The organism is Sphingomonas sp. LR59 (assembly GCF_036855945.1).
GTDB lineage: Bacteria > Pseudomonadota > Alphaproteobacteria > Sphingomonadales > Sphingomonadaceae > Sphingomonas.
Map to the genome: position 1 here is coordinate 3,164,496 of NZ_JASPFL010000001.1, position 23,127 is coordinate 3,187,622.

General features: G+C 60.9%; 20 protein-coding genes and 1 tRNA gene. 6 read left to right on the forward strand and 15 right to left on the reverse strand.

Annotation, left to right across the window (positions count from 1 at the left end):
* Positions 1 to 262: 262 nt before the first annotated feature.
* The 4 genes from QP164_RS14745 to QP164_RS14760 form a co-directional block, all read right to left on the reverse strand.
* Positions 263 to 1,588: a hypothetical protein gene (locus tag QP164_RS14745; protein WP_333923622.1), complete on the reverse strand. Its 1,326-nt coding sequence runs from the start codon at positions 1,586 to 1,588 to the stop codon at positions 263 to 265.
* The gene (locus QP164_RS14750) at positions 1,546 to 2,613 is read right to left on the reverse strand and encodes an SIR2 family NAD-dependent protein deacylase (RefSeq protein ID WP_333924274.1); all 1,068 of its coding nucleotides are present in this window, start codon (positions 2,611 to 2,613) and stop codon (positions 1,546 to 1,548) included. The genes QP164_RS14745 and QP164_RS14750 overlap by 43 nt, the downstream gene beginning before the upstream one ends.
* Positions 2,614 to 2,764: 151 nt before the next feature.
* Entirely contained in the window at positions 2,765 to 3,181 is a 417-nt protein-coding gene (locus QP164_RS14755) for a hypothetical protein (protein ID WP_333923623.1), read from the reverse strand.
* Positions 3,182 to 3,192: 11 nt separating this feature from the next.
* Positions 3,193 to 3,585 carry a hypothetical protein gene (locus tag QP164_RS14760; RefSeq protein ID WP_333923624.1) on the reverse strand — a complete coding sequence of 131 codons (393 nt, stop codon included), beginning with the start codon at positions 3,583 to 3,585 and terminating at the stop codon, positions 3,193 to 3,195.
* 200 nt (positions 3,586 to 3,785) lie between these two features.
* Between QP164_RS14760 and QP164_RS14765 the strand changes: the two genes are divergently transcribed.
* The 4 genes from QP164_RS14765 to QP164_RS14780 all read left to right on the forward strand — a co-directional run bounded on the left by QP164_RS14765 (position 3,786) and on the right by QP164_RS14780 (position 6,248).
* On the forward strand, positions 3,786 to 4,610 hold the full coding sequence (locus tag QP164_RS14765) for an EcsC family protein (protein WP_333923625.1): 825 nt from the start codon (positions 3,786 to 3,788) through the stop codon (positions 4,608 to 4,610).
* Positions 4,611 to 4,777: 167 nt separating this feature from the next.
* Positions 4,778 to 5,290, forward strand: coding sequence for a hypothetical protein (locus QP164_RS14770; RefSeq protein ID WP_333923626.1), 513 nt, complete (start codon positions 4,778 to 4,780; stop codon positions 5,288 to 5,290).
* Positions 5,291 to 5,487: 197 nt separating this feature from the next.
* A complete protein-coding gene (locus QP164_RS14775) occupies positions 5,488 to 5,871 on the forward strand; it encodes a hypothetical protein (protein ID WP_333923627.1) in 384 nt (127 codons plus the stop codon).
* Positions 5,872 to 5,876: 5 nt separating this feature from the next.
* Positions 5,877 to 6,248 (forward strand): hypothetical protein, encoded by a 372-nt coding sequence (locus QP164_RS14780; protein ID WP_333923628.1) that lies wholly within the window; start codon positions 5,877 to 5,879, stop codon positions 6,246 to 6,248.
* Positions 6,249 to 6,365: 117 nt separating this feature from the next.
* On the opposite strand, the gene QP164_RS14785 is transcribed toward QP164_RS14780, so the two are convergent.
* From QP164_RS14785 to QP164_RS14805, 5 genes are all read right to left on the reverse strand, one after another.
* Entirely contained in the window at positions 6,366 to 6,764 is a 399-nt protein-coding gene (locus QP164_RS14785) for a VOC family protein (protein WP_333923629.1), read from the reverse strand.
* 654 nt (positions 6,765 to 7,418) lie between these two features.
* A complete protein-coding gene (locus tag QP164_RS14790) occupies positions 7,419 to 7,838 on the reverse strand; it encodes a rolling circle replication-associated protein (RefSeq protein ID WP_333923630.1) in 420 nt (139 codons plus the stop codon).
* A 173-nt stretch (positions 7,839 to 8,011) separates the two neighbouring features.
* The gene (locus QP164_RS14795; protein ID WP_333923631.1) at positions 8,012 to 8,686 is read right to left on the reverse strand and encodes a hypothetical protein; all 675 of its coding nucleotides are present in this window, start codon (positions 8,684 to 8,686) and stop codon (positions 8,012 to 8,014) included.
* Positions 8,687 to 8,727: 41 nt separating this feature from the next.
* A complete protein-coding gene (locus QP164_RS14800; protein ID WP_333923632.1) occupies positions 8,728 to 9,318 on the reverse strand; it encodes a hypothetical protein in 591 nt (196 codons plus the stop codon).
* A 394-nt stretch (positions 9,319 to 9,712) separates the two neighbouring features.
* Positions 9,713 to 9,788, reverse strand: a tRNA-Thr gene (locus tag QP164_RS14805).
* A 134-nt stretch (positions 9,789 to 9,922) separates the two neighbouring features.
* On the opposite strand from QP164_RS14805, the gene QP164_RS14810 reads away from it, so the two are divergent.
* Positions 9,923 to 11,062 (forward strand): PAS domain-containing protein, encoded by a 1,140-nt coding sequence (locus QP164_RS14810; protein ID WP_333923633.1) that lies wholly within the window; start codon positions 9,923 to 9,925, stop codon positions 11,060 to 11,062.
* Positions 11,063 to 11,138: 76 nt separating this feature from the next.
* Positions 11,139 to 15,755 carry an NAD-glutamate dehydrogenase gene (locus tag QP164_RS14815; protein WP_333923634.1) on the forward strand — a complete coding sequence of 1,539 codons (4,617 nt, stop codon included), beginning with the start codon at positions 11,139 to 11,141 and terminating at the stop codon, positions 15,753 to 15,755.
* Positions 15,756 to 15,897: 142 nt separating this feature from the next.
* On the opposite strand, the gene QP164_RS14820 is transcribed toward QP164_RS14815, so the two are convergent.
* The 6 genes from QP164_RS14820 to cobT form a co-directional block, all read right to left on the reverse strand.
* The gene (locus QP164_RS14820) at positions 15,898 to 17,007 is read right to left on the reverse strand and encodes a PepSY-associated TM helix domain-containing protein (RefSeq protein WP_333923635.1); all 1,110 of its coding nucleotides are present in this window, start codon (positions 17,005 to 17,007) and stop codon (positions 15,898 to 15,900) included.
* A 76-nt stretch (positions 17,008 to 17,083) separates the two neighbouring features.
* On the reverse strand, positions 17,084 to 17,767 hold the full coding sequence (locus tag QP164_RS14825) for a Fe2+-dependent dioxygenase (protein WP_333923636.1): 684 nt from the start codon (positions 17,765 to 17,767) through the stop codon (positions 17,084 to 17,086).
* Entirely contained in the window at positions 17,761 to 18,507 is a 747-nt protein-coding gene (locus tag QP164_RS14830; protein WP_132734851.1) for a tetratricopeptide repeat protein, read from the reverse strand. Before QP164_RS14830 ends, QP164_RS14825 begins: the two co-directional genes overlap by 7 nt.
* A 7-nt stretch (positions 18,508 to 18,514) precedes the next feature.
* Positions 18,515 to 20,977, reverse strand: coding sequence for a TonB-dependent receptor (locus QP164_RS14835; protein WP_333923637.1), 2,463 nt, complete (start codon positions 20,975 to 20,977; stop codon positions 18,515 to 18,517).
* 73 nt (positions 20,978 to 21,050) lie between these two features.
* Positions 21,051 to 21,293: a ribbon-helix-helix domain-containing protein gene (locus QP164_RS14840; RefSeq protein WP_333923638.1), complete on the reverse strand. Its 243-nt coding sequence runs from the start codon at positions 21,291 to 21,293 to the stop codon at positions 21,051 to 21,053.
* 7 nt (positions 21,294 to 21,300) lie between these two features.
* Positions 21,301 to 23,124, reverse strand: a complete 1,824-nt coding sequence (gene cobT / locus QP164_RS14845) for a cobaltochelatase subunit CobT (protein WP_333923639.1) — start codon at positions 23,122 to 23,124, stop codon at positions 21,301 to 21,303.
* Between the last annotated feature and the right edge of the window lie 3 nt (positions 23,125 to 23,127).

Genomic DNA, 23,127 nt, shown 5'->3' on the forward strand with positions numbered 1-23,127 from the left:
GCGACCTTCAACCGCTCATCGATCGATCGCTGGGTTTCCAGCTTTGCAGGCAGCTTGGATCCAACATGCAGGACCCGTTGACGCATCATTTCCGAAAGTACCTGCGTTCGCGTTTTACCCGATAGCAGGCAGACGCGGTCGAACGATTCCAAAAGCGTTTTGGACGCCCGGAAATTGACGAGTGTGTGTAAAGTGCTGTTATTCATCGATTTTGCCTCAGCTGTAAGTACCGGGTACTTATGCCCTGACGCACCATTGAGACTTATAATTGTGTCTCGTACCGCCTTCTCTCGTACGTACGGATCATGCGAGTTATGTCCTCATCACCAGTTCTGCCCTCGGCTGCACGCATCCCACGTAACGCGGATTCAAACACAGCATCATCCGCAGTGCGTTTCAGAATTTCTAACCCAACGTCGCAATAAATTGCGTGAACACGAGCATTGTTTGAAAATTTCTCTACGGCCAAGGCCGCTTGTGATTCTGCCTTCCGCAGAATCACCAATCGGTCCTCAGGCATGATGCCAGGGGTGTAAATGGCCCTCGCGAGCAGAAGTGAGACCTGATAGCGGGTGACCGGACCGTCAGATCCGATGTCGTTTTTAAAAACGCGAATTTCGGTATCAGCTAGATCAAATTTTTCGAGCGCTATGAGGTTACGAATCAAGCGATGGCGTGGAACGGACTCGCCGGGTGCAATGGAGATGAGCTGTCGCAATAGCTTATTTTGCACGTCCTTGTCCGGTATGCTCGGCAAACCGGTATCGATGTTACATATCTCTCGGATCGTGCTGCGCTCGATTTCATATGTCGGCGAGATATTTTCGATAACGCGTTCGAACAGTTCCAGCATCGCAGCAGGGTCGGCATACTTGTACTTCGCAATTATGCTTGCGATGACTCCGTGACGAACCTTCCAGCCGAACACGCCGAAACGAGTAGATACGTCATATTCGCTGATTACATCGACCAGGTTTTTCAGGGCCACCTCGACCATATCCGCCGCGACGTTCGTTAAGCGGATCACAAGCTGTCGATGAACACGGATTCCCGCATGCTCCATCGCTGCGACAAGGCGGTAGATCTCTTGGTCGGCAACCGAAAGCTGAGCATATTCGCGCAAGATGATGTCATCGAATTTTTCGGTTGCGAAGATGTTTCTTATGCAAACGAAAGCATCAGCTTCACATCGATCTTCCAACCTTCGCCTTTTCTCTTGGAACGAAAAACCGGCGAACGTACCTTCGACAAGGGGGCTGATATCATTTGACGAAGAGACGAGCGCTATGAGGCGGTCAATTTCCTGCGAATTCAGCTTGGATAACGTATGCTCAACGCCGCGCTTGGTCAAAATGGCGCTCTTCGAACGAAACTGCCAATGCGATCGCGGGGCAACGAGCAATATCCGTAACCTACCAAGACCCTTACCGGTCAAAATCTCGACCAGTTTATTTACAGACGATAAGTGAAATTGAGCTTCATCGATTATTAAAAGCCCCTCCAAGCTTTTCGCTTCGAGCCTTTCCGCAGCTTGAACCCATTCCTCTACCGAAAGGGGAAGTCTAATTTGTGCTCCCAACACGCCCAACCAAGCCCCTCCAGATGAACAGCAACTTGCCGTGCCGCGGTTGTCTTGCCGACCCCGCTAGCCCCGATAATCGTAGCAAATTGATTTGTTGATGTTGTGAACGAACCAATTACGGAGTTAGAAACGGTCCGCGCGAAGGTCAAATCCGCTGAGACATCCGCATATGACGCGGCCCATCCGTTGAACATCGCACTTGGATTTGCCTTAAGCGCAGATATTGAATGTTTAATATCGACCGTAGTTGCGCTCAGTACTTTGGACTGCTGTACCGGATCGTTGGCTGTCGAGTAAGCCGCGGCGGTCGACGGCCCGATGCGCGCCAGCGCCTCGGAAAACTCATCTATACCCCCAAAACTGACGCGCACCCCTCTACTCTCGAACAGGCGAGCACGGTTTTCGTCTCGTTGATATAAAAGAAGGTATATCTGTCCCCCAGCGCCACCCATTTTCGCTTGGAGCCCTAACACCCGGTCGACGACGGACTTTATATCGATATCTGATAGAGAGTAACCGACGATAACAAGGTCGGCACCCGCCATATCTGACGCTAATCGCGTGAAAAGAAAATCACGATACTCGACAGCTTTATCGTAGTCACCTTGAGTTAGGATCATCCGGCTCTTATGGCCATCGACCACATCATGGTTCAGAGTGCCATGAATCTTGTAAATAGGCTGTGCATCGGGAATGCTTGTTTTGGAGAAGTCGTAATTTGTTGTTATGACCTTGAAAGCCACATTTCGAATCGTATGCGCGCGCTCAAGTAACTCGTCGTAGTTCGTCGTATATATCCCCTTCCAGCTGTAGGCAGGAATGTTCAGCAGTCCCCCAGTTGGGGCGGGCTTCGGGAATTGTGCTCTAACAAATTGTATGAGCTGCGATCTGTCTGCGTTTAATTCGGCGAGTTCTGCAACTTCGGATAAATTAAAACCAGCGCTGTCGATCGAGAACTTGTCAGCAATGGCGTTCGTCAGGTCTGCGGCGCTGGGCGATCCGGAGGGGATGGAGGAACCAGCTCCAAAAATAAAACGGTTTTCAACGGGTCAAGGTTCTGCGCCAACCGGTCCAGTTCAATCGTCAATTTCAGTCCCCACCCCGTACAACCGGTCGAACACGCCCCATAATCACGGCGCCGTCAAGATTGGCTTGAGATGAGGGTTAGCTTTGCTCGGCTGGTCAGCTTACGTTGACGCGCAGAGCGGGCGCGAAGTGGATGCTCTCCAGACTGCCAGAACCGTGTCGGGGCGTGTCAAACGTCAACCCGATATGCGTCACCGAATGGTCCGATATCATTCCGGGTATCGCCCAGAACGCGTCCGACGGTAGGTAGGCCAGTACCGAACAGCCGCGCTTACGAAGCGATATCGAGAACGGACCGAGCGCGCCCACGGTCTCTTCCTCGGTACCGGCTGAGAATGATCGCGACGAACGCAAAGCGATCTCGATCGACTGTCCGGCATAGCGGTCGTACGGCTTCGATGCAGACTCCACCCTACCTAAAATGTCGACGACCGCTTCGTCAGTCGATCCTTCGGTCGGGGTGTGGCGTTGTGGGAAGTAGGTTCGCTCAACCGTCTCGATCAACACCGTCATTTCGCCGGTCGTTACGGCCTTCGGATTCGAGCTAACCATCGGTCAATCCAGTCCTCAACATCGATCGGTCGAATTGCTGTTACTGGACAACGATCGTTTGAACCGCCGTCCGCACTTGATGGAATATGGGGACCCGAAATTCGAGTAAACGCTTCGCAACGCTCAGCGAACAGCGGCAGCAATTCGCGGTAGAGAATGATGAGCCGATCGTCGTCACCGTGACGGGATGCTCTTGCAGCGAAAAATAGCTCGTTCCTGATCAGCGTCAGGCTCGATCGGTCTCCCGAGCCGGCAGCGGCCGCAGATGCGTCGAACGAGCCGAAATAATCGTATCCGTTGAACGTCATCGCAAATGCAAAAATCGCGGAAGCGTCGTCTGGGTTGGGAAGGTCGGCCAGGCACATGTTGAATCCTCTTACCGTCCCTGGGTCCGTGATTGACGACGACGAGGCAACGGGAGAAAAACTCATACAATGGTACGCTAACTACCAAGCCACAGGCGCATCAATCCCGGACGACCATGGGATTGGACAAAAATTCAAGAAGCACAGATTGCAATTTCTGATGGCTTACCGAAGGGGAAGCCTTCGACGGAGGCCTGATAATGACTGCAAATTACCTTCAGCAGCAGATGAACGAGATCATTGCGTGGGAAGCGCAAGAACCGTGGATGATTACAACCGCATTGAATTATGCGCTTTCGCCGCTCGCTTGGGCGGCAAGAATCGTGGTTCCCGACGTTGCCATTAGTGGAATGATGACAGGGGCCGATTGGATCGCTGGGCTTACAGCTCGGGAAAGTTGGGTTTTGGCTGAGGCTGGTACATCAACTCTCGCTGAGGTCAAACAGCTTCCACTACAGCAACAAGACGCTATGGCGGATTCAGTACATAATTGGTCAATTGCACAAGCGAGCGCCGAGGGAGCACTAACTGGTACGTTTGGCTTGCCCGGGATAGCGGCGGACATCCCCGCTATCATCACTATCGCCTTTCGTACGATTCGCCAAGTCGCGCTCTGCTATGGCTTCCCGATCGATGGGGACACAGAGTATGAGTTCGCGGTCAGTGTCTTAGGTCTCGCTGGGGCAACCTCTAACAAGGACAAACTCGCTTCTCTTGCCTTCCTTCAAGCCATGAAGACCATGATTGGAAATTCGACCATTAAACAAATGGGTACCAAGGCAGCTAGCACGAAGATTTCTCAAGAAGCCGTCTTTCTATCGCTAAAGCACGTTGCCAAGCAGCTTGGGTATAATCTTACCAAAAAGAAGGCACTTCAAGTCATCCCTGCTATTGGCGGAGTTGTTGGCGGAACCTCAAATGGCGCTTTCATTCGATCTGTAGGGTGGGCAGCGCGGCGTGCTTACCAGCGGCGACTATTAGAAGAACGGGGTGAGCAGATTGTAGCTGGCCCGCAACAGCCCTGATGAAACGGGACGTGTCATACCCTTCCGATTTACCAATATCGCTCAGAACCATCTTCCGTTCTAACCTGGTAGTCGCTGTACTGCTAATCTCCGGGTAATCACCGGATGACAGCGGCTCCAAAACGACGTTAAGTATCGATAGCCGAGGGCTAAACAGGGGATGACTGATGAAGTTAAAGGGGTTCGTGGGCGGAGCTTTGCTCACGATGGTAGCCGCGCAGGCCGATGCGGCAACGATCTGGCAAAAGGTCGAGACTGGCATGACGCGGGCGCAGGTTGAGGCAATTTATCCCAAAGGTGGTGATGTCGATTACCGAGAGAAGGTCGTTCACTTCGATCATGTCGTGGTGACGGGTAAATGCAAAGCCGACGCAGACGTAACGTTCGACGACGGGGGCATCGTATCGGGCGTGAACCTTAGCGGCAACGGGTCTCTTGGCGGCCGGTGTGCGGATGACGTTCTAACAGCTCTATCGAGCAAATACGGACAGCCCAGCGTCGCAAGCGGCAAGGAGGGTTCGATCCTTCAACGCAAGGGTACCGTTTACGTTTGGAACCGTGGCGACGGCTTAACGATGCGGTTCAAAAATTACGGTGACGGTGCCTTCGGTGGTGGCGGCCTTGGTCGGAAGTCATGGGAACTTCGCTATAGTGCAGCTGGTGAGGCTATTGGGCTATAGGGATCGAATTTTCGCATGCTGACAAGCGGCGCATTTGTATTCGGAGGAGTGCTGTTAATCGGCAGCGCTCCTTCGATACACCAGCTTCAATACCCAGCCGTACTTGGGGCAGTTGCGCTTTCTAGGTGTGTGACGCCCTAATAGTCCAATCGTCGAGCGTGTGTCTTAATATTCGGCATATTAATCGGGAGAAAGCTATGGCCGATACCAGCGGCGAGCTCGCGGTTGGAGAGGCATCCTACGAACGGGTGATCGGGTACCTCGATACTTTGAGCTCATTCTTCACTGGTGGCCACGATCTCGACGGAGACAGCTACAAGGCGATGCGCGACGACATGATCCGAAACGCAGAATATGGCGGACTCGCTCCGACCCTCTTTCGCCGAAATAGAGACACCAGCAGCCTCTGGTCTTTTGCCAAAGGCGTCGACCCATCCTGGGAACCGCGCCGGCAATATTTGCGAAATGAATTCGAGCCGTTGCTTCAACATCTGGAGCGCCTCAATCCGCCACCTCAAGCTGTACCCCCTCTTACGACAGCAGTGCCTGGACGGGCGTCCAAAGTGCGGGGCAACGAGTAAAAGCCGTGAAGACGCTGATCCCTGTCGCGCAGTCCGCGATCGGAATACTTATAAAGATCCTTGAGCAACCGTCGTCGAATGGCGGTTCACCACTGGACGAGGTTGAAGGTGCGTTACGACACCTAAAGCAGCTACATACGGCACTAGGGGCCGTGCTCGACGCGGCCGACAGCGGCCAGCTCATGGCCTCCGGCGCCGAAGGTCTGATGATCGAGGCCTCACGCTATGCTCGTCGAGCGGCCAAGGCTCTCAAGCACGATCCCTTGCCATATGCCACGGCGGCGACGGTACTGGGTTTGATGACCGCCTGCGGGTTCCCAACCATCGGCGGGTTTCTCGTCTCGGTAGCATTGAGTGTCAAAAAAGGTGTGGTCTAAGACCCATGCAGGCGAACGTGCCTTGGGCGGAATGGCCGTAATGGGCAGGAGAGCGGACATTCGCGTTATCCGAGATCGGGGTCCGCTATAATTAGAAGCGGACCCATGTCGGACAAATCAGGCAGGAAAATGAATTCCGCACAATTTGTTGCCGTCGGGGTCACGAAAATAGGCCAGCTCGATGGTGCCCATGGAGGCAGTTTCGCGCGGTCCGGGCGGAGCTTCGATCGATGTCCCGCCAGCGGCAACGGCGGTATCGTGAAGCTGCTTCACCTGTTCGGGCGAGTCGCAGGAAAAGGCGACGGTGCTGCCGTTGGCGACGCTTGCCGCTTCGTCGTTGATCGGCTGGCTGACGATAAAGTTAGTTCCGTCGCCGTTATTGTAGATCAGACGTGTATGGCCGCTGTCGGCGATATTTCGCGTCCCTTCCCCTGCACCCAAGGTGCCGAGCACCGTGTCGTAGAAGCGCTTGGACCGTTCAATGTCATTGGATCCGACCATGGTGTGAAAAAGCACAGGCACTCTCCTGAAGGCTGATCGACTTCCGATCGCTATTAGCAGTCTCATCTAGCCGGCGGGTAACCTGCAGTCACCCCGGCCCGTGGAATGTCCGCTATTGGGCGAAAGCGGTCATTGCGATCGATATAAAAACCGACGAACCCCGATCGGAACGGCAATCCCGGAAATAACCCGTTTTAAACCGCCGTCAGCGACCGATCTGATTCCGAAACGCCAGATCCCACGAATGACGGTCAATCGACGTTCTAATCCGTTTTTTTGAACGACATTCGAAAACGAAACCTGCTCAATCAAAAAATAGAAACGATCGAACAATCTATGTAGATCTATATGCATTCTGCATCGTATCTAACAATAAACGAATAATTCTAAATATTATTTAAGTGTCCTCAATCATACGAATATCCCGTTTTATACCTGTCGGACATATTGAAGACCCGCTGATATTTCAACTCTCTGACATTCTGAAACCGACTTCGTCGGATGACTGCGTCATCGTTCCTATAAATTCATATTTGATAATTTATCACAGAAGTATGTAAAAGTTTTTAGATGCGTTTTAGACACACCTATTAATCAAGGTCCGAAAGCGTTTTCGAACCAAGAGGTGTAGGTCAACGAGGGCAAGGGTCTCGAAGGGGTGTATACCCGTCAGTCGGGATTGTGGTAATTCGGCCAATCTACAGCATCGCTATAGTTGGGCTTGTCACGGAACTTGCTGATGTAATTGATCCATCCGATATCGGCCTGAGGCTGGATATCGATTTGACCGTGGCCCCATTGCGTACGGAGCCAAGTGTCCCGAACGAGGTTCGAGAAGTCGGATTGCAGATCGGCCCGAGGGCAGTCGATCATAACGTGGTAGTGGAGCCGCTTACCATTCCCACCCTCGATAACGGGGATGAGGGGAACACGCTTTCCGTAGCGGTCCGCTGGCTTGCCTAGGAGCTTTCGGCTCAGAACACTGTGGAAGTGACCGAGGTTCTGGGAGGCTTTGCCTTCATCCAGATAGGCCATCGTCGAACGATACCCATTAGCAACCGGCATACCCTGCTTCATCGTCAGCGTCACAGCATGGGGTGCATGCCAGTGATCGATCCGAGCAAAATCTCGGAACGCTGCTTGATGGGAAAGGGTTTGGGCTCGGTTCATGGTCCTCGGGTGTTGGTTGGGTAAAGAGAAAGTAGGGTTTGGTTATTTATACGGATACCGAGACGTTTTGTAACGTCCCGGCAACTATATTTTCAATGATACACGAACATGTCGACGGCAGGTTTTTGCTGGTGAGTGGTGCTTTGATCGACGCATTTCAGCTTCTTCTTCCCGTGATAGACGTCAGTGACCATCGGAAACCCGTCGTGAGAGACGATGCCGAAGTTCAATTTCTGATAATTCAGAGATCCAGGGGATGGGAGCTCGTACTCGAAGTGCCCGACTTCGTCGGTTTTCGTTACGAGGATAGCTCTGGATGGCAGGCGCTCTTGATCAAACCAGTTGGCAGCGTCACAAGACGATGTGAAAGGAACGATCTTCTTCAATGTCTTCGTCATACTACGGAGAGCAATGTCAGTGATGTTGATCAGGTTTGGTTCGAACGCTTCCATCGTCGAGACAGAAAAGCCCTGCTCCACAAGGATACCGTAATCTCGATGATCAAGAGCCGAGCCAAGATTAAAACCGAGCTGGTCACCGTGCTCGAAGGGTAGCAAACCTTCGTTGGACTCAACCTTCTCCATAAGAGCATCGGCCATAAAGTCACGAAGGGTCGAATCCTTACGCTGAGCCCACTCCGTTCCTGGTCCGACCGGAACATCATAGACGCTGATTCGAGAAATGCGTCCCGACACGATGAGACGGTTTGAATACACGGCTTCAATAGGCAACGGCATATGAGTAAAATTGAACTGATTTAGATTCATGGTTGTATTATCCTTTGTTTATAATCGGTTTTTATTGAGTTTTAACGGCTGCCGGGAACGATAACGGCGATTGGCATATCGTCGTCCATTGGACGATGACAGCAATGTACCAGTGGGACGTTCACGCCGTTGTAGCTGACGCCGTCGAGTACACGGAGTTCACCCCAGCTCTTGAAGCGCATCGCCAAGCGGCTGACATCGAATTCACCGGCAATTTCGAGGCCATAGATCTGGTGGATGAGCAGTCCCTTACGAGCCATCAAATACGAGGCCGAGGGATTAATACCGACCGTCTCGACGTCGATGATCGAACTTCTCAACGAGCGATGGGTAACCTTTCGGCTGAAGAGGGTCGGCGACTCCTCTGGATCAACGTCGATCTTCATCCCGTCGTCGAATACGGGCCCGAGTACGTGCATGAGACTGTCAAAGTCACTCCACTTACGAGCAACGCTATTATTAGCTATCTGATCACCATTGGCATCGACATTCATATCGCCGTTCTTGGAGATTAGAAAATCACCGAGTTCAAAATGATCGAGGTGAGACCAGGTGTTTGCAATTAGCGGATCTAGCTCGCCAATCACCATCTCTCCTCCAATTCCACCAATCTGAATCGAATATCGGTTCAACGGGAGCGCCAACGGAGGACGTGAGTATGGGGTCTTTTTGTTATTAAAGATGTGGGTACTGGTAGTCGTCATATTTAATACTCGTTTTGGTGGTTAGGAGGAAAACCCTCTTCATCTCTATGCCAAAACTGTACTTAAAAAGCAAGAAAATAGGCCTGAAAGGGGTTGACACGGACAAGATTTTAACAAGCGATATCAATGGCTTGGCAAGGCCCTGAAGAATAGTTTCGTTTGCTCGAAATGTGCCTACAAAGACACGCTTTTGGACCGCTGTACGGGCCTGTCGGACCCTGTTCGGAAACCGGTGAGGGCGACGCTACAGCAGCTAATCGAGCCACTAGGAACGCAAAAAGGCCGCCCGTGAGGACAGCCTATTCGAACCTGATTTTGAAGGTGGTGCCGCTTACAGGACTCGAACCTGTGACCCCCGCATTACGAATGCGATGCTCTACCAGCTGAGCTAAAGCGGCCCGATGCCGGACGTATCCGGTCGAGGTGGCGGCAACTACCAGCGGTTTTGCGGGCTGACAAGCGGTTTGCGAGTTTACCCGGTGTTTACCAAGCGCGGTGCACAAGCAGGGCGACGATACGGGGATCTTTGGGCATGACGACGGCACGCAGCGTAGAGCACGGACGCGCAGCGGGCGCAGATATACTGGCGTTCGCAGGACCGTCGGATCGGACGACGGCGGATGCTGGTGGTTCGACCGATGCGGACGTCAACGACATCATGTTCGATCTTGGTGGCGACGAGCGGCGCATGCACGTGCGCGCGTATAATCACTGGGTGTCGCTGCTCGACGGACGCCCCTATCCGTCGATCGCGAACCTCGAGCCCGAGACGATCACCGATTTCGGCCCGCACAGCGTGCTGCTCGATTTCAGCCACGGGATGGGCGACCCGAAGATCGCGTATCTCGGCCGTGCCCTGCGCGAGGAATGCGGGCTGGAAGGGCCGATCGCGACGATCGCCGACGTGCCCAGCCGCTCGCTGCTGTCGCGGCTGACCGATCATTATCTCCAGATCATCGCCAATCGCGCGCCGATCGGCTTCGAGGCGGAATTCGTCAGCAGCCGGGGGCGGACGACGCTGTATCGCGGCATTCTCATGCCGTTCGCGTCGGGTGGGGTGACGATCGATTTCATCTACGGCGTGATCAACTGGAAGGAACTCGCCGACGCCGATCTGCAGGCGACGCTGTCGGCGGAGCTCGATGCGGCGGTTCAGAGCAATTCCCGCGTCGCGGGGGCGGCCGCGCAGGTCTGGGCCGATGGTCCGAGTGGCGGCTTCGATGTCATGCCTGCCGAGCCGGCGCCCGTGGAGGCGCTGGTGCTCGATGATCCGTTGCCGGCCGAGTATGTGGTAGCTGGTCCACTTGGCGAGCAACTGGCGATGGCGCGCGAGAGTGCGGCGCAGGTCCGGGCTGCCGAAGCGCGTAGTCGGGCGGCGCTCCACCGGACGCTGGGTCGGGCGCATGATCTTGCGGTGTCGGCCGAACACGACGACGGCGATTTCGCCGCATTGTCCAAGGCCGCCTGCCTGCCAGGCCAGGCCGACGTGATGATGCAGATCGTTACGCTGGTCTTCGGCGCGACTTTCGAGGCGGCGCGGCTGGAGACGTTCGCGGAGGTGTTGCGGCATGCCCAGCGGCATCAGGTGCCGGCGGGCGGTTTCGCAAGCTTTCTCGGCGGGTTCGACGGCGATCTTGCGTCGATCGCAGCCGCCGAACGGTCCCCATCTTAGGTGCGCCGCAGCATAACTCTTCGCAGCTGCCACAAGGGTTGAGATAGGCGAATAGCGGGCGCATAGGCCCTGACCTATGGCTAACCAATCGCTGAAAACGCTCACCGAAACCCTTGCGGGACGGTTGACCGAACGGGCCCTTCCGGGCGAACTCAAGGACTTCGGTGCGAGCGAGGTGGCGCAGGCCGCGGCGTTCGTCGCTGCCACCGCCGCGCACCGCGACGACGGCGCGCCGGCGATCGCGATCGAGCCGATCAGCGCGGACGATACGCGGCGGCGCATGCGGCTCGCGATCGTCAACGACGACATGCCGTTCCTGGTCGATTCGATCGCCGCGGCGATCGGCGCGCAGGATATCGCGGTCGACCGCATCATCCACCCCGTTGTCCGCACGACGCGGACGCCCGACGGCACGCTGCATGCGATCGACGCGGACGGCCAAGGCGCGGGCCGGCCCGAATCGATGATCTACCTGGAGATGGAGCGCGCCGACGCACGCGACCGTCGCGGGCTGATCGAGGATCTGACCGCAGTGCTGGCCGACGTCCGTGCGGCGGTGACCGACTGGCGCGCGATGCAGGCGGCGCTCGACGACGATATCGCGACGCTGCCCGAGGGCGAGGGCGCTGCGCTGCTGCAGTGGTTCCTGGGCGGGCATCTGACGTTGCTAGGACACCAGATCTGGCACCGTGACGGGAGCGGCCACGCCGCGCTCGGTATCGCGCGCAACGAACATCGCGTACCGATCCTCGCCGAGGCGTCGCGCGCGCTTGCGATCAAGTGGTTCGAGGCGGGCAACGACGCGCCGCTGCTGCTGAAGTCGAACCTGATCTCGACCGTCCACCGCGCCGTACCGCTCGACCTCGTCGTGGTACCGGTGATGGAGGGCGCGACGGTAGCGGGGCTGTCGATCTACAGTGGCCTGTGGACCAGCGCCGCGCTCGCCGCGATGCCGCGCGATGTGCCGGTGTTGCGCACGCGGCTTGCGGCGATGAAGGCGAAGTTCGGGTTCGATCCGCGTGGTCATGCCGGCAAGGCGTTGACGCATGCGTTCACCGCGCTTCCACACGATCTGGTCATCGCGTTCGCGCCGGATGCGCTGGAAGATCTGGCGCTGACCGCGATGAGCATCGCGGATCGGCCGCGGCCGGCGCTCGTGCTCGTCGAGTCCGCGCTTGGGCGTCATTTGTTCGGATTCGTCTGGTTGCCGCGCGACGACGTTACCACCAGCCGCCGCGTCGCGATTGGCGACATGCTGGCGGAGGCGGCGAATGCGAGCATCCTCAACTGGTCGATCGCGCTCGAGGACGGCGAGGTCGCGATGATCCGCTACACGCTCGATCTGCGCGGCGATGGCCGGATGCCGGACGTCGCGCCGCTCGCGCTCCGGTTGCAGCGGATGGTGCGCGGCTGGGTGTCGGACGTCGAGGCGGCGCTCGTCGAGACGTTGCCGCCGCCGCGGGCCGCACGGCTTGCGCTCAAATGGGCGGCGGCGTTCCCGCAGAACTACCGCAACCTCAGCACGCCCGCCGAGGCCGCCGAGGATATCCAGCGGATCGCCGCGCTGGCCGATCCGGAAGCCCGCGGTGTGCGCCTCGTTCCGGGTGAAGCCGGTGCCGATCCACAGCTCAAGATCTACAAGCTCGGCGGCGCGTTGCCGCTGTCGGACGCGGTCCCGGTGCTGGAGAATTTCGGCTTCCGCGTGATCGGCGAACTGCCGACGCGGCTGCGCGACGACAGCGTGCCGTTCGTGCATGACTTCGTGCTGGAGGCGAATGCCGCCGCGCAGCAAAGCGACGCCCTCGTGCTCGAAGGCGCGATCGCTGCGGTGCTGGAGGGCGCGGCCGAGAACGATGCGTTCAATCGGCTGATCGTCGAACTGGGGATGCGTCCCGAGGCGATTGTGCTGTTCCGCGCGTGGTTCCGGTATCTGCGTCAGGCCGGGCTCCCGTACGGGCTGACCACCGTGGTCGACGCGTTGCGACGTGCGCCGAAGGTCGCCGCGGCATTGATCGCGCGTTTTACTGCGGTCCATCATCCGGAGCACCCGGGCAACGCGATCGAGGCGGACCAAGCGATCGAAGTCGGGCTCGATGCGGTCACCGCGATCGACGACGATCGCATCCTGCGCGCGTATCGCAACCTGATTGCGGCGACGCTGCGGACCAACGCGTTCACGCCGGCCGCATCGGAAGCGCTCGCGTTCAAGCTGGACAGCCATCTGATCCCCGGTCTCCCCGCTCCCGTGCCGTGGCGCGAAGTGTGGGTTTACTCGCCTCGTGTCGAAGGCATCCACCTCCGCGCTGGTCCGGTCGCACGTGGCGGCCTGCGCTGGTCTGACCGTCGCGACGATTTCCGCACCGAGATCCTCGGGCTGATGAAGGCGCAGCGCGTCAAGAACGCGGTCATCGTGCCGACCGGCGCGAAGGGCGGCTTCTATCCCAAGCAACTCCCTGCCCCGTCGAACCGCGACGCGTGGCTGGCCGAAGGCACCGAGAGCTACCGGATCTTTATCCGCACGCTGCTGTCGATCACCGACAACATCGTCGAGGGCAAGGTCGTGCATCCGGACGGCGTGACGATCCTCGACGGCGAGGACCCATATTTCGTGGTCGCCGCCGACAAGGGGACCGCGACGTTCAGCGACGTGGCGAACGCGCTCGCACTCGAACGCGGCTACTGGCTGGGCGACGCGTTCGCCTCGGGTGGTTCGGTCGGGTACGATCACAAGGCGATGGGGATCACCGCCAAGGGCGCTTGGCTCAGCGTCCAGCGGCACTTCGCCGAGCGCGGCCTCGACGTGCAGAGCGAGAGCATCACCGTCGTCGGCTGCGGCGACATGTCGGGCGACGTGTTCGGCAACGGCATGCTGTTGTCGAAGACGCTGAAGGTCATCGCGGCGTTCGATCACCGCCACATCTTCCTCGATCCCGATCCCGATCCCGCGGCCAGCTGGGACGAGCGCAACCGGATGTTCGCGCTGCCGCGGTCGAGCTGGGCGGACTACGACGCGAGCCTGATCTCGAAGGGCGGCGGCGTGTTCGCGCGCACCGCCAAGATCGTGAAGCTGTCGCCGCAGGTGCAGGCCGCGCTCGGCATAACCGCGAGCGAGATGGAGCCGGGCGCGCTGATCTCGGCGATCCTCAAGGCGCCGGCCGATCTGCTCTGGTTCGGCGGCATCGGCACCTATGTGAAGGCCGCGTCCGAGGCGAACGTCGCGGTCGGCGATCCGGCCAACGACCGGCTGCGCGTCAACGCCGAGGACCTCCGCGTGATCGCGATCGGCGAAGGCGCGAATTTGGGCGTCACGCAGGCCGCACGCATCGCGTTCTCTGCGCGTGGCGGGCGGATCAATACCGACTTCATTGACAATTCGGCGGGCGTCGACTGCTCCGATAACGAGGTCAATATCAAGATCGCGCTCAACCGCGAAATGATCGAGGGGCGACTGGAGTACGAGGACCGCAACACGCTGCTCGCCAGCATGACCGACGACGTCGCGCATCTGGTGCTGGAGGACAACCGCCTCCAGACGCTCGCGCTGTCGATCGCGGAAGCGGACGGCGCGGTAGCGATGCCGAGCTATGTCCGCGTGATCGAAATCTTCGAAGGCGCCGGGCGGCTCGATCGTGCGGTCGAGGGGCTCGCGTCGAACGACATCCTGCTGCGTCGTGGACAGGATGGTCTCGGCCTCACGCGGCCTGAGCTCGCCGTCCTGCTGGCGACCGCCAAGCTCGGGTTGCAGGATGCGATCGAGCATGGCGACATCGCCAAGGACGATGCGCTCAAGCCCGACCTGCACGCTGCCTTCCCTGCGGCGATGCGCGAGCGCTTTGCGACGGCGATCGACGAGCACCGGCTGCGGCCCGAGATCGTCGCGACCAAGCTCGCCAACCGGATCGTCAACCGATTGGGCATTCTCTACCCGTTCGAACTGGCGGAAGAGGAAGGCGCGGCGATGGGCGATATCGCGGCGATGTTCGTCGTCGCCGAGCGCCTGTTCGACCTGCCCGCCTTGTGGGCGGAGATCGAAACGGCTGTCATGCCAGAGGCCGCACGGATCGCGTTGTTCGACGAGGTGGCGGTCGCGACCCGCTCGCAGATCGCCGACCTGTTGCGCGTATCGGCGCCGGGAACGGCACCGGGCGACGTGCTCGCACGGCTGGCCAAGGGCATCACGCAGCTCGACAGCCAGACCGCGGCGTTGCTGCTCGAAGAGGCGAGTGCGCAGAGCAGCCGCATCGCCAGCCAGCTCGAGGCGGTCGGTGCGCCGGGCGATCTGGTGCGCAAGGTGGTCCGCCTGTTCGAGATGGACGGCGCGGTCGGTCTGGCCGATCTCGGCGAGCGGATGACGCTCGACGAGGCGGTCCTCACGCGCGCGTTCACGCACCTCGGGCAGGCGCTCGGGCTGGATTGGGCGCAGGCGAATGCGGCGCGGATCAGCCCGACCGATCCGTGGGAGCGCCTGCTGATCGCCGGTCTGGCGCGCGATTTCCAGCAGTTGCGGCTGGAGTTCCTGGCGCGGCGTGGTGCGCAGGATCCGCAGGGTGCGGTGGACGCCTGGCTGACGGCAAACGCTACGCGGGTGGCGCAGTTCAAGGCGGTCATCGACCGCGCGCGCCATGCGGCCGTCCCGAATGCGGCGATGCTCGCGCAGATCGCCGGGCAAGCGCGGGTGCTGCTGGGGCGGTAACACTTAACCCTCTCCCTTCAGGGGAGAGGGAGGGGCCCGCGCGAAGCGTGGGAGGGTGAGGGCACGCCAGCCAAAGCACGTGCCCTCACCCTCCCGTCGCAAATGCTCCTCCTTCCCTCTCCCCAGCGGGGCGAGGGAAAACTTACGCAGCCCGACGCGCCGCCAGTTCCGCCTTCCATCCTCTCGCGCGCCACCACATGATCACCCCGGTCACCGCCAGCACCGCCGGCAGAATCCCGCCGATGAAGATGATCGCCTGCCACAGCGCCCCCATGTCGGTGCCATCGTGGATCCGCCGCATCCACCGCCCCACACCGCCCTGAGGCCGCGCCGGCGCCGCGGTCGCGCCGCCGGTATCGTCGGCGATCTTCACCCCGACCGGCGTCCCCCCGCGCGCGAACGTCACGGTCCAGTCCGCGCTGAGATCGGTCGGCCACGCAACACTCCGCAACGGTGCGCCACCCGCCAGCGCCCGCGCCTTGCCGATCGCCACGTCGAGCGGCTGGGCGGGTTTCGCGAGCGGTTTCGCGCGCATCATCGCCCCGCGATCGGGACCGCCTTTAGGCCGCGAAGCCTCGCCGGTGAGCGTGCCGAAGAATTGCGGGAACGAGATCCACGCGCCGGTCAGCGACAGCACGAACAGCGGCAGCGCGATCCAGAAGCCGAACAGATGGTGCAGGTTCGTATCAACGTTGCGATGCCGCCGATACCGCAGCCCGCGCGTCCACTTGCCGATCGTCGGCCACCACAGCCACAGTCCGGTAAAGCACGACACCATCATCGTCACCCCGATCCAGCCGACGATCGACCGACCGACCCCCGGCAATTGCAGGCTGCCGTGGAGCACATGCAGGAACCGCACGAGTCCGCCATTCGAGGGCGACACCTCCAGCACGCGCGCGGTCGGCGGATCGAGATACACCATCGTCCGCTGCGGTGGCCCCGGCCGCTTGGGCGCACTCCCCGCCGCCGCTGCCGCAATCACGACCGGGCCGCCATCCTCGGGCATCGTCAGCTGCGCGATCCTCTCGCCGTGCGTAAGCCGGGCCGCTGCCGCCGCGACATAGGTATCCGGGCTGAGCACTGTCGTTCCCGACACCGCATAGCGGCTCGGATCGACGATCCGGTCGAGCGCATCATGCCACACCAGCGCCGCGCCGCTCAGCGACAGCGGAATGATCAGGATCGCCAGGATCAGCCCGATCCACTTGTGGACCTGAAACCAGGCCCGTCGCATCGCCAGTTTACTCATCGAATATTCCCCCGTTCGTGGAGCGTGGCATGGCGGGCGTAGCCAAGTCCATCCATCCCCTTTCCGTCATGCGTGCTCAAACATCCGCCCAGCGGCGCAGCAGATTGTGGTACACCCCCGTCAACCGCACCGTCGCCGGATCGCCGTGCCCCTGCGCGGCTGCGACCGCCTGCACGCCTTGATCGAGGTCGAACAGGATCCGCCGTGCGCCATCGTCGCGGACGATCGACTGCAACCAGAAGAACGAAGCGACGCGCACGCCCCGCGTCACCGGCTCGACGCGGTGCAGGCTGGAGGCGGGATAGACCACCATGTGGCCAGCGGGCAGCTTGACCGATTGCGGGCCGAACTGGTCCTCGATCACCAGTTCGCCGCCATCGTACGTCTCCGGTTCGGCCAGGAACAGCGTCGCCGACAGGTCGCTGCGGATCCGGAAGTCGGAGCCGCGCTTGATCCGGATGGCATTATCGACGTGCAGCCCGAAATCCTGGCCGCCGGCATAGCGGTTGAACAGCGGCGGGAAGACTTTCAGCGGCAGCGCGGCGGCGACGAACAGCGCGGAGCGGCCGAGCGCGTCGAGGATGATCCCCCCGGCCTCGCGCGCCGCGGCGGAGTCCTCGGGCAGTTGCTCGTTGCGCTTGGCGAGCGCGGATTGCGGGCCTGAGGTGGCGTTGCCGTCGATCCACGCGGCCGCGTCGATCAGCGCTCGGACGCGCGTCACGTCAGCCGGCTCGAGCACGTCGGGAATGGCGATCAGCATGCCGCCGCCTCCCGCAATGCCGCCACGCCGGACGTCCGGAACGCCGGGATATCGCTCGCTTCCAGCCACGCTTCGGCCTTGGCGAGGAACGCCGCGTTGCCCCGTGCGCCCGCCTGTCTCAGCCAACCAAGTGCCATTTCGATCTCCCCCGCCGCGCCAAGCATGCGCGCGTGATTGAAGCAGCCGCGGAAATCGCCGCCTTCCGCCGCAGTCGCATAGCATGCCGCGGCACGCGTCATGTCGCGCTCGCAAGCCCAACCGTCTTCCGCGAAACTGCCGACGAAGTTGATCGCCTTCGCACTGGCGAGCCCCGAGTGCATTGCCGCGACCTTCTCCAGCAACGCCAGCGCAGCCGGCTTGTCCTCGGCAACGCCCTCGCCCAGCGCAAGCAACGTCGCGTAATTGTACATCGCCCAATCGAGCCCACGCGCCGCCGCGACGCGGTAGCATTCCGCCGCGCGCGTCTTATCGATCCGCGTGCCCCAGCCGAGATCGTAGCAACGCCCGACCATGTTGAGCGCCATCACGTGATGCTGCGCTGCCGCCTTGGTAAACCAGCCCAGCGCAGCGACCGGGTCCACCGCAACGCCAACTCCGTCGAGCAACATCTGCCCATACACCGCCTGCGCCTCGGCAACGCCCGCGTCCGCTGCCTCGCGCACGAACGCCGCGCGCTCCTGCGGACTTCCAGAGAGACGCGCGGCGATGGCGTCGGGGGTGAGGGTGTCGATCGCCGTCATATCGTCCTCAGAAACGCAGGTTCACCGTGCCGAAGATCGTGCGACCGGCGGCGAGCGTGGCGTAGTGGCTGGCATAGGTCTGCGAGAAGTAGGTCTTGTTCGTCAAATTCTGCGCGTTGACGCTGAGGTCGACATTGTCGGTCAGCTTGTAGCTCGCGCGCGCATCGAAGCGCCAGTAATCGGGCGTGCTGCGTGTCAGGACCTTGGTCGCCGGGTTGACCGATACGACGCCGGCGACAGTCTGCGTCGCGGTGCGGTTGTCGGCATAGCCACCGATCTGGTCGTCCATGTACAAGGCCGTGCCGCCGATCTGTAGCCGCTTGGTCACGGTGACGTTGGTCGTCGCGGTGAAGCTGTTCTTCGCGGTCTGCGGGACCTGCTTGCCGGTGTTGACCGACACGACGCCGATCGTCCGGGCCGGCTGCACGCCGGGGAGCGCGGCGGCGGTCAGCGTCGTGAAGCCGCCGTCGATGATCTTCGGATCGAGATGCGTGAACCCGCCGAACACAGTCCAGCCTGGCAGGATCGTCCCACTGACGTTGAACTCGACGCCACGGATCCGCGTCTCGCCGATGAACGAAGCGGTGTTGTTGTCGTCGAGCACGCGCGCATTGGCGATGTCGGTCTGGAACACCGCCGCGCCGAGCTGGAGCTTCTCGGCAAACAGGCTGGCCTTGGCGCCGACCTCGTACGACTTTGTCTTTTGCGGCTTTAGCAGATTGAGCACGGCTGCGGTGATCGCATTGTCCTCGCGGCCTTCGCCGAGCAGACTGTTGGGCGGCGTCGCGGCGGTCGCATAGCTTGCATACAGGCTGGTCTCGGGCGTCGGCTTGAACACGAGGCCGGCCTGCCAGTTGAACAGGTTGTCGACGCGCTTGATCCGGGTCTGCTGGGCACCCGGCAGGATGACGGTCGACTGAAACCGATCGTAGCGTGCGCCGAGGTTGAGGATCAGCGCCGGCATCAGCGTGATCGAATCAAACGCATAGACTGCCTTGGTGTTCGCGTCGTTCTGCGTCTCAGCGGACGTTGCGCCCTTCACGATCGGCGTCGGAGTGGTCGACGTGTCGCTCGTGTAATTGACCCACGGCGCATAGGGGTTTGGATTGAACAAGCTGACGCAATAGGAGCGCGCGATCGTCGCGGTGTTGCAACGTGGCGAGATCGTCGATCCGTTCGCCGACACGAACGCACCGCGCCTCGTCTTTTCCCACGAGATTTCGGTGCCGAGCGAGAAGCTGTGCTCGATACCGCCGGTATTGAACTTCCCGTACAGGTCGGTCTGGTCGACGATACTCTCGCTATAGCCGTAGCGCGTGTTGCCGCGAGTCCAGACATAGCCGCCATTGGTCACGTTCGCGCCGGTGTTGGTCGCGGTCGTGCCATAGACATTGCCCTGGCTGTCGTCGGGCAGAGTGAAGATATAGCTCTGGTCGCTGTGCGTGTAGCGCGCGGTGTTGCGCAGCGTGATGCCGCCGAAATCATGCTCGACGCGGAGCGTCGCTTGATTGGTGGTCGCATCGCGGAAATCGCGCGCGGCCAGCCCGTAGAAGTTCTTCCGCGAGACGTAGCCGGTCTGGCCGCTGGCGGTCGTCACGGTGCCGAGCGCAGGCTGGGTCGTGACGTTGCCGGTGCCGGGATGATTATTGATCGTGTAGAGATACGGGATGCCGCTGTCGGGCAGTTCGCTGCTCTCCATGTGATAGAAGCTGGCGGTCAGCCGGGTCGGCGTGCCGAGCCCGACCGCGAACGATGGCGCGATGCCCCAGCGCTTCTGCCAGATCGCATCGCGCCCGGCGACGTCCTGATCGTGCCACATCCCCTCGATGCGGAACGCGGCGGTGTCCGAGACCTTGAGGTTCACGTCGCCGGTGATGCGCTTGTAGTCCGCCTCGCCGTAGCTGGCGCTGAGCGATCCGAAATTGTCGAGCTGCGGCAGCCGCGACAGGATGTTGATCGTGCCGCCAGCCGAGCCGCGCCCGCCGAGCGTCGAATCCGAGCCGCGGACGATCTGCACCGAATCGACCGCGAACACTTCACGCGTCTGCGCGGCGAGATCGCGGACGCCGTCGACATAGATGCTGCCCTGGCTGTCGAAACCGCGGATGAACGGGCGGTCGCCGATCGGATTGCCGCCCTCCGCTGCGCCGAAGGTGATGCCGGGCACGGTGCGCAGCGCATCGGCGAGGCTGTTCGACCCGGTCTGCTCGATAACTTCCTTCGGCAGGACGATCACCGAGCGCGGCGTGTTCACCAGCGGCGCGACCTGCTTGGGACCTTCGTCGTGCAGGCGCTGGCCGTTGACGAGGATCTCCTCGCGCTGCTGCGCATCGGTTACCGGCGCGGCCGACTTGTCGGCATCCGCGGCATAGGCCGGCGCAGTCGCGAAGGCGCCGACGCACGACAAAGCGAGAAAGGCCGGCACAGAGGACGAGCGCGGCAACGATGCACGCGGCGAAGGTAGCGACATAGACAAACCCCTTTGTTCTGAGGGGCTCGCTATTGAGAGTCGTTCGCACTGTCAACGCTAATGCGAGTAGTTCTCAACCTGGATTATCGAACAGCCATGTTCTTAACGCGCTAGCAAGATTGGGCGGATCGTCCGCAACAATGCGAATCGCGTCGATCTCGGCGACGAGCGCTGACAGGGGCAAGGCAAGACGCGTCGCATCGGCTTCGAGCGCCCGCCAGAAGACGGGTTCGAGGCTGATCGAGGTCTGGTGGCCGGCGATCGTGATCGAGCGCTTGACGGGCCCGTGGAACCCGCCCGCGGGCGCTTCGATCACTGGTCGGTCACTCGGTGTCGAACAGCGAAGCCAGCTGTTCGATGATCGTGCCGCCAAGCTGTTCGACATCCATGATCGTCACGGCCCGCGCGTAATAGCGGGTGACGTCGTGACCGATGCCGATCGCGACCAGTTCGACCGGCGACTTGCTCTCGATCCAGCCTATCACCTGGCGCAGATGCCGCTCGAGATACGATCCCGAGTTCACGCTGAGCGTCGAATCGTCGACCGGCGCGCCGTCGCTGATCACCATCAGGATACGACGTTCCTCGGGCCGAGCGACCAGCCGCGCGTGCGCCCACATCAGCGCCTCGCCGTCGATATTCTCCTTCAGCAACCCCTCGCGCATCATGAGGCCCAGCGAGTTGCGCGCGCGCCGCCACGGCTCGTCCGCACGCTTGTAGACGATATGGCGGATGTCGTTGAGGCGCCCCGGCTGCGGCGGCCGCCCGGCGGCGAGCCACGTCTCGCGGCTCTGCCCTCCCTTCCACGCGCGAGTCGTGAACCCGAGAATCTCGGTCTTCACACCGCAGCGCTCCAGCGTGCGCGCGAGGATGTCCGCGCTGATCGCCGCGATCGAGATCGGACGACCGCGCATCGATCCCGAATTGTCGATCAGCAGCGTCACGACGGTGTCACGGAAGTCGGTCTCCCGCTCGGCCTTGTAGCTCAGCGACAGAGTCGGGTTGACGATCACGCGCGCGAGACGCGCCGCGTCGAGGATACCCTCCTCCTGATCGAAATCCCACGACCGCGACTGCTGCGCCATCAACCGCCGCTGGAGCCGGTTTGCGAGCTTCGACACGGTCGATTGCAGGTGCACGAGCTGCTGGTCGAGATAGCCACGCAGCCTTGCGAGTTCGTCGGCGTCACACAGCTCGGTGGCGGCGATGACCTCGTCGAACTGCGTCGTCCACGGCTTGTAGTCGAACGCGCCGCCCATGTCCGCGAAGGGACGGTTCGGGCGGACCGGCTGCATGCCTTCCTCGCCGTCGTCGCTTGGCTCGCCGTCGATGTCGTCCATCGACTCGTCGCTCTGCTCCTGGCCGTCGCTTTCCTCGTTCTGCTGCTCGGACTGTTCGCCGCGCGCCTCGACTTCGCCCTGGCCGTCCTCGCCCTGGTCGTCGCCTTCGTCGCCCTCGTCCTGCTGCTGCTCGTCGGTGCCCTCGTCCTCGGAGCCGCCCTCGTCGCTCTCCTCGGGGACCTGATCGCCTTCGACCAGCTCGAGCTCTTGCAGCATCTTCCGCGCTAAGCCCTGGAACGCCTTCTGGTCGTCGAGCGCATAGGCCAGCGCATCGAGATCGGTCTTGCTCTCGATCCACTCGCGGACCAGCGCGAGGCCCGGCGCGGCGATCGCGGGCGATTCCTGCCCGGTCAGCCGCTCGCGCACCATGAGGCCAAGCGCGGTCGACAGCGGCACCTCGTCACGGTTGCGCGCGCGCGTGATCGGGTCGGCGCGCAGACGGACGTCGAGCGCGCGCTCGAGGTTCTCGGTGATGCCGGCATATCCAAGCGAGCCGAGCGCCTCGACCCGTGCAGTCTCGACGGAATCAAACACCGCACGCGCCACCGCATCGACCGGCGCCGCACGATTATGCAGCGCGATGTCGTGATGCTTCAACCTAAGTGCAAAGCCGTCCGCGAACCCACGCGCCTCCGCGACCTGCTCCAGCGGCAGGGCGCGAGCGGGCATCGGCACTTTGATGTGCTTGCCCGACTGCGTCGGCGCGTCCGCGGTGAAGGCGAGTTCGACCTCCGGCTCCTCCGCGATCGCGCGCGCGGTGCCGGCGAGGACCGCCTTGAAGCGATCGAGAGGGGTTTCGTTGGCCAAAGG

What these genes read in the sequence shown, in the direction of transcription:
- QP164_RS14760 (WP_333923624.1), bottom strand. Translation starts at nt 3,585, where the DNA reads ATGTGCCTGGCCGACCTTCCCAACCCAGACGACGCTTCCGCGATTTTT.
- QP164_RS14765 (WP_333923625.1), top strand. Translation starts at nt 3,786, where the DNA reads ATGACTGCAAATTACCTTCAGCAGCAGATGAACGAGATCATTGCGTGG.
- QP164_RS14830 (WP_132734851.1), bottom strand. Translation starts at nt 18,507, where the DNA reads ATGACGGCGATCGACACCCTCACCCCCGACGCCATCGCCGCGCGTCTC.
- QP164_RS14820 (WP_333923635.1), bottom strand. Translation starts at nt 17,007, where the DNA reads ATGAGTAAACTGGCGATGCGACGGGCCTGGTTTCAGGTCCACAAGTGG.
- QP164_RS14770 (WP_333923626.1), top strand. Translation starts at nt 4,778, where the DNA reads ATGAAGTTAAAGGGGTTCGTGGGCGGAGCTTTGCTCACGATGGTAGCC.
- QP164_RS14825 (WP_333923636.1), bottom strand. Translation starts at nt 17,767, where the DNA reads ATGCTGATCGCCATTCCCGACGTGCTCGAGCCGGCTGACGTGACGCGC.
- QP164_RS14755 (WP_333923623.1), bottom strand. Translation starts at nt 3,181, where the DNA reads ATGACGGTGTTGATCGAGACGGTTGAGCGAACCTACTTCCCACAACGC.
- QP164_RS14810 (WP_333923633.1), top strand. Translation starts at nt 9,923, where the DNA reads ATGACGACGGCACGCAGCGTAGAGCACGGACGCGCAGCGGGCGCAGAT.
- QP164_RS14795 (WP_333923631.1), bottom strand. Translation starts at nt 8,686, where the DNA reads ATGAATCTAAATCAGTTCAATTTTACTCATATGCCGTTGCCTATTGAA.
- QP164_RS14835 (WP_333923637.1), bottom strand. Translation starts at nt 20,977, where the DNA reads ATGTCGCTACCTTCGCCGCGTGCATCGTTGCCGCGCTCGTCCTCTGTG.
- QP164_RS14775 (WP_333923627.1), top strand. Translation starts at nt 5,488, where the DNA reads ATGGCCGATACCAGCGGCGAGCTCGCGGTTGGAGAGGCATCCTACGAA.
- QP164_RS14815 (WP_333923634.1), top strand. Translation starts at nt 11,139, where the DNA reads ATGGCTAACCAATCGCTGAAAACGCTCACCGAAACCCTTGCGGGACGG.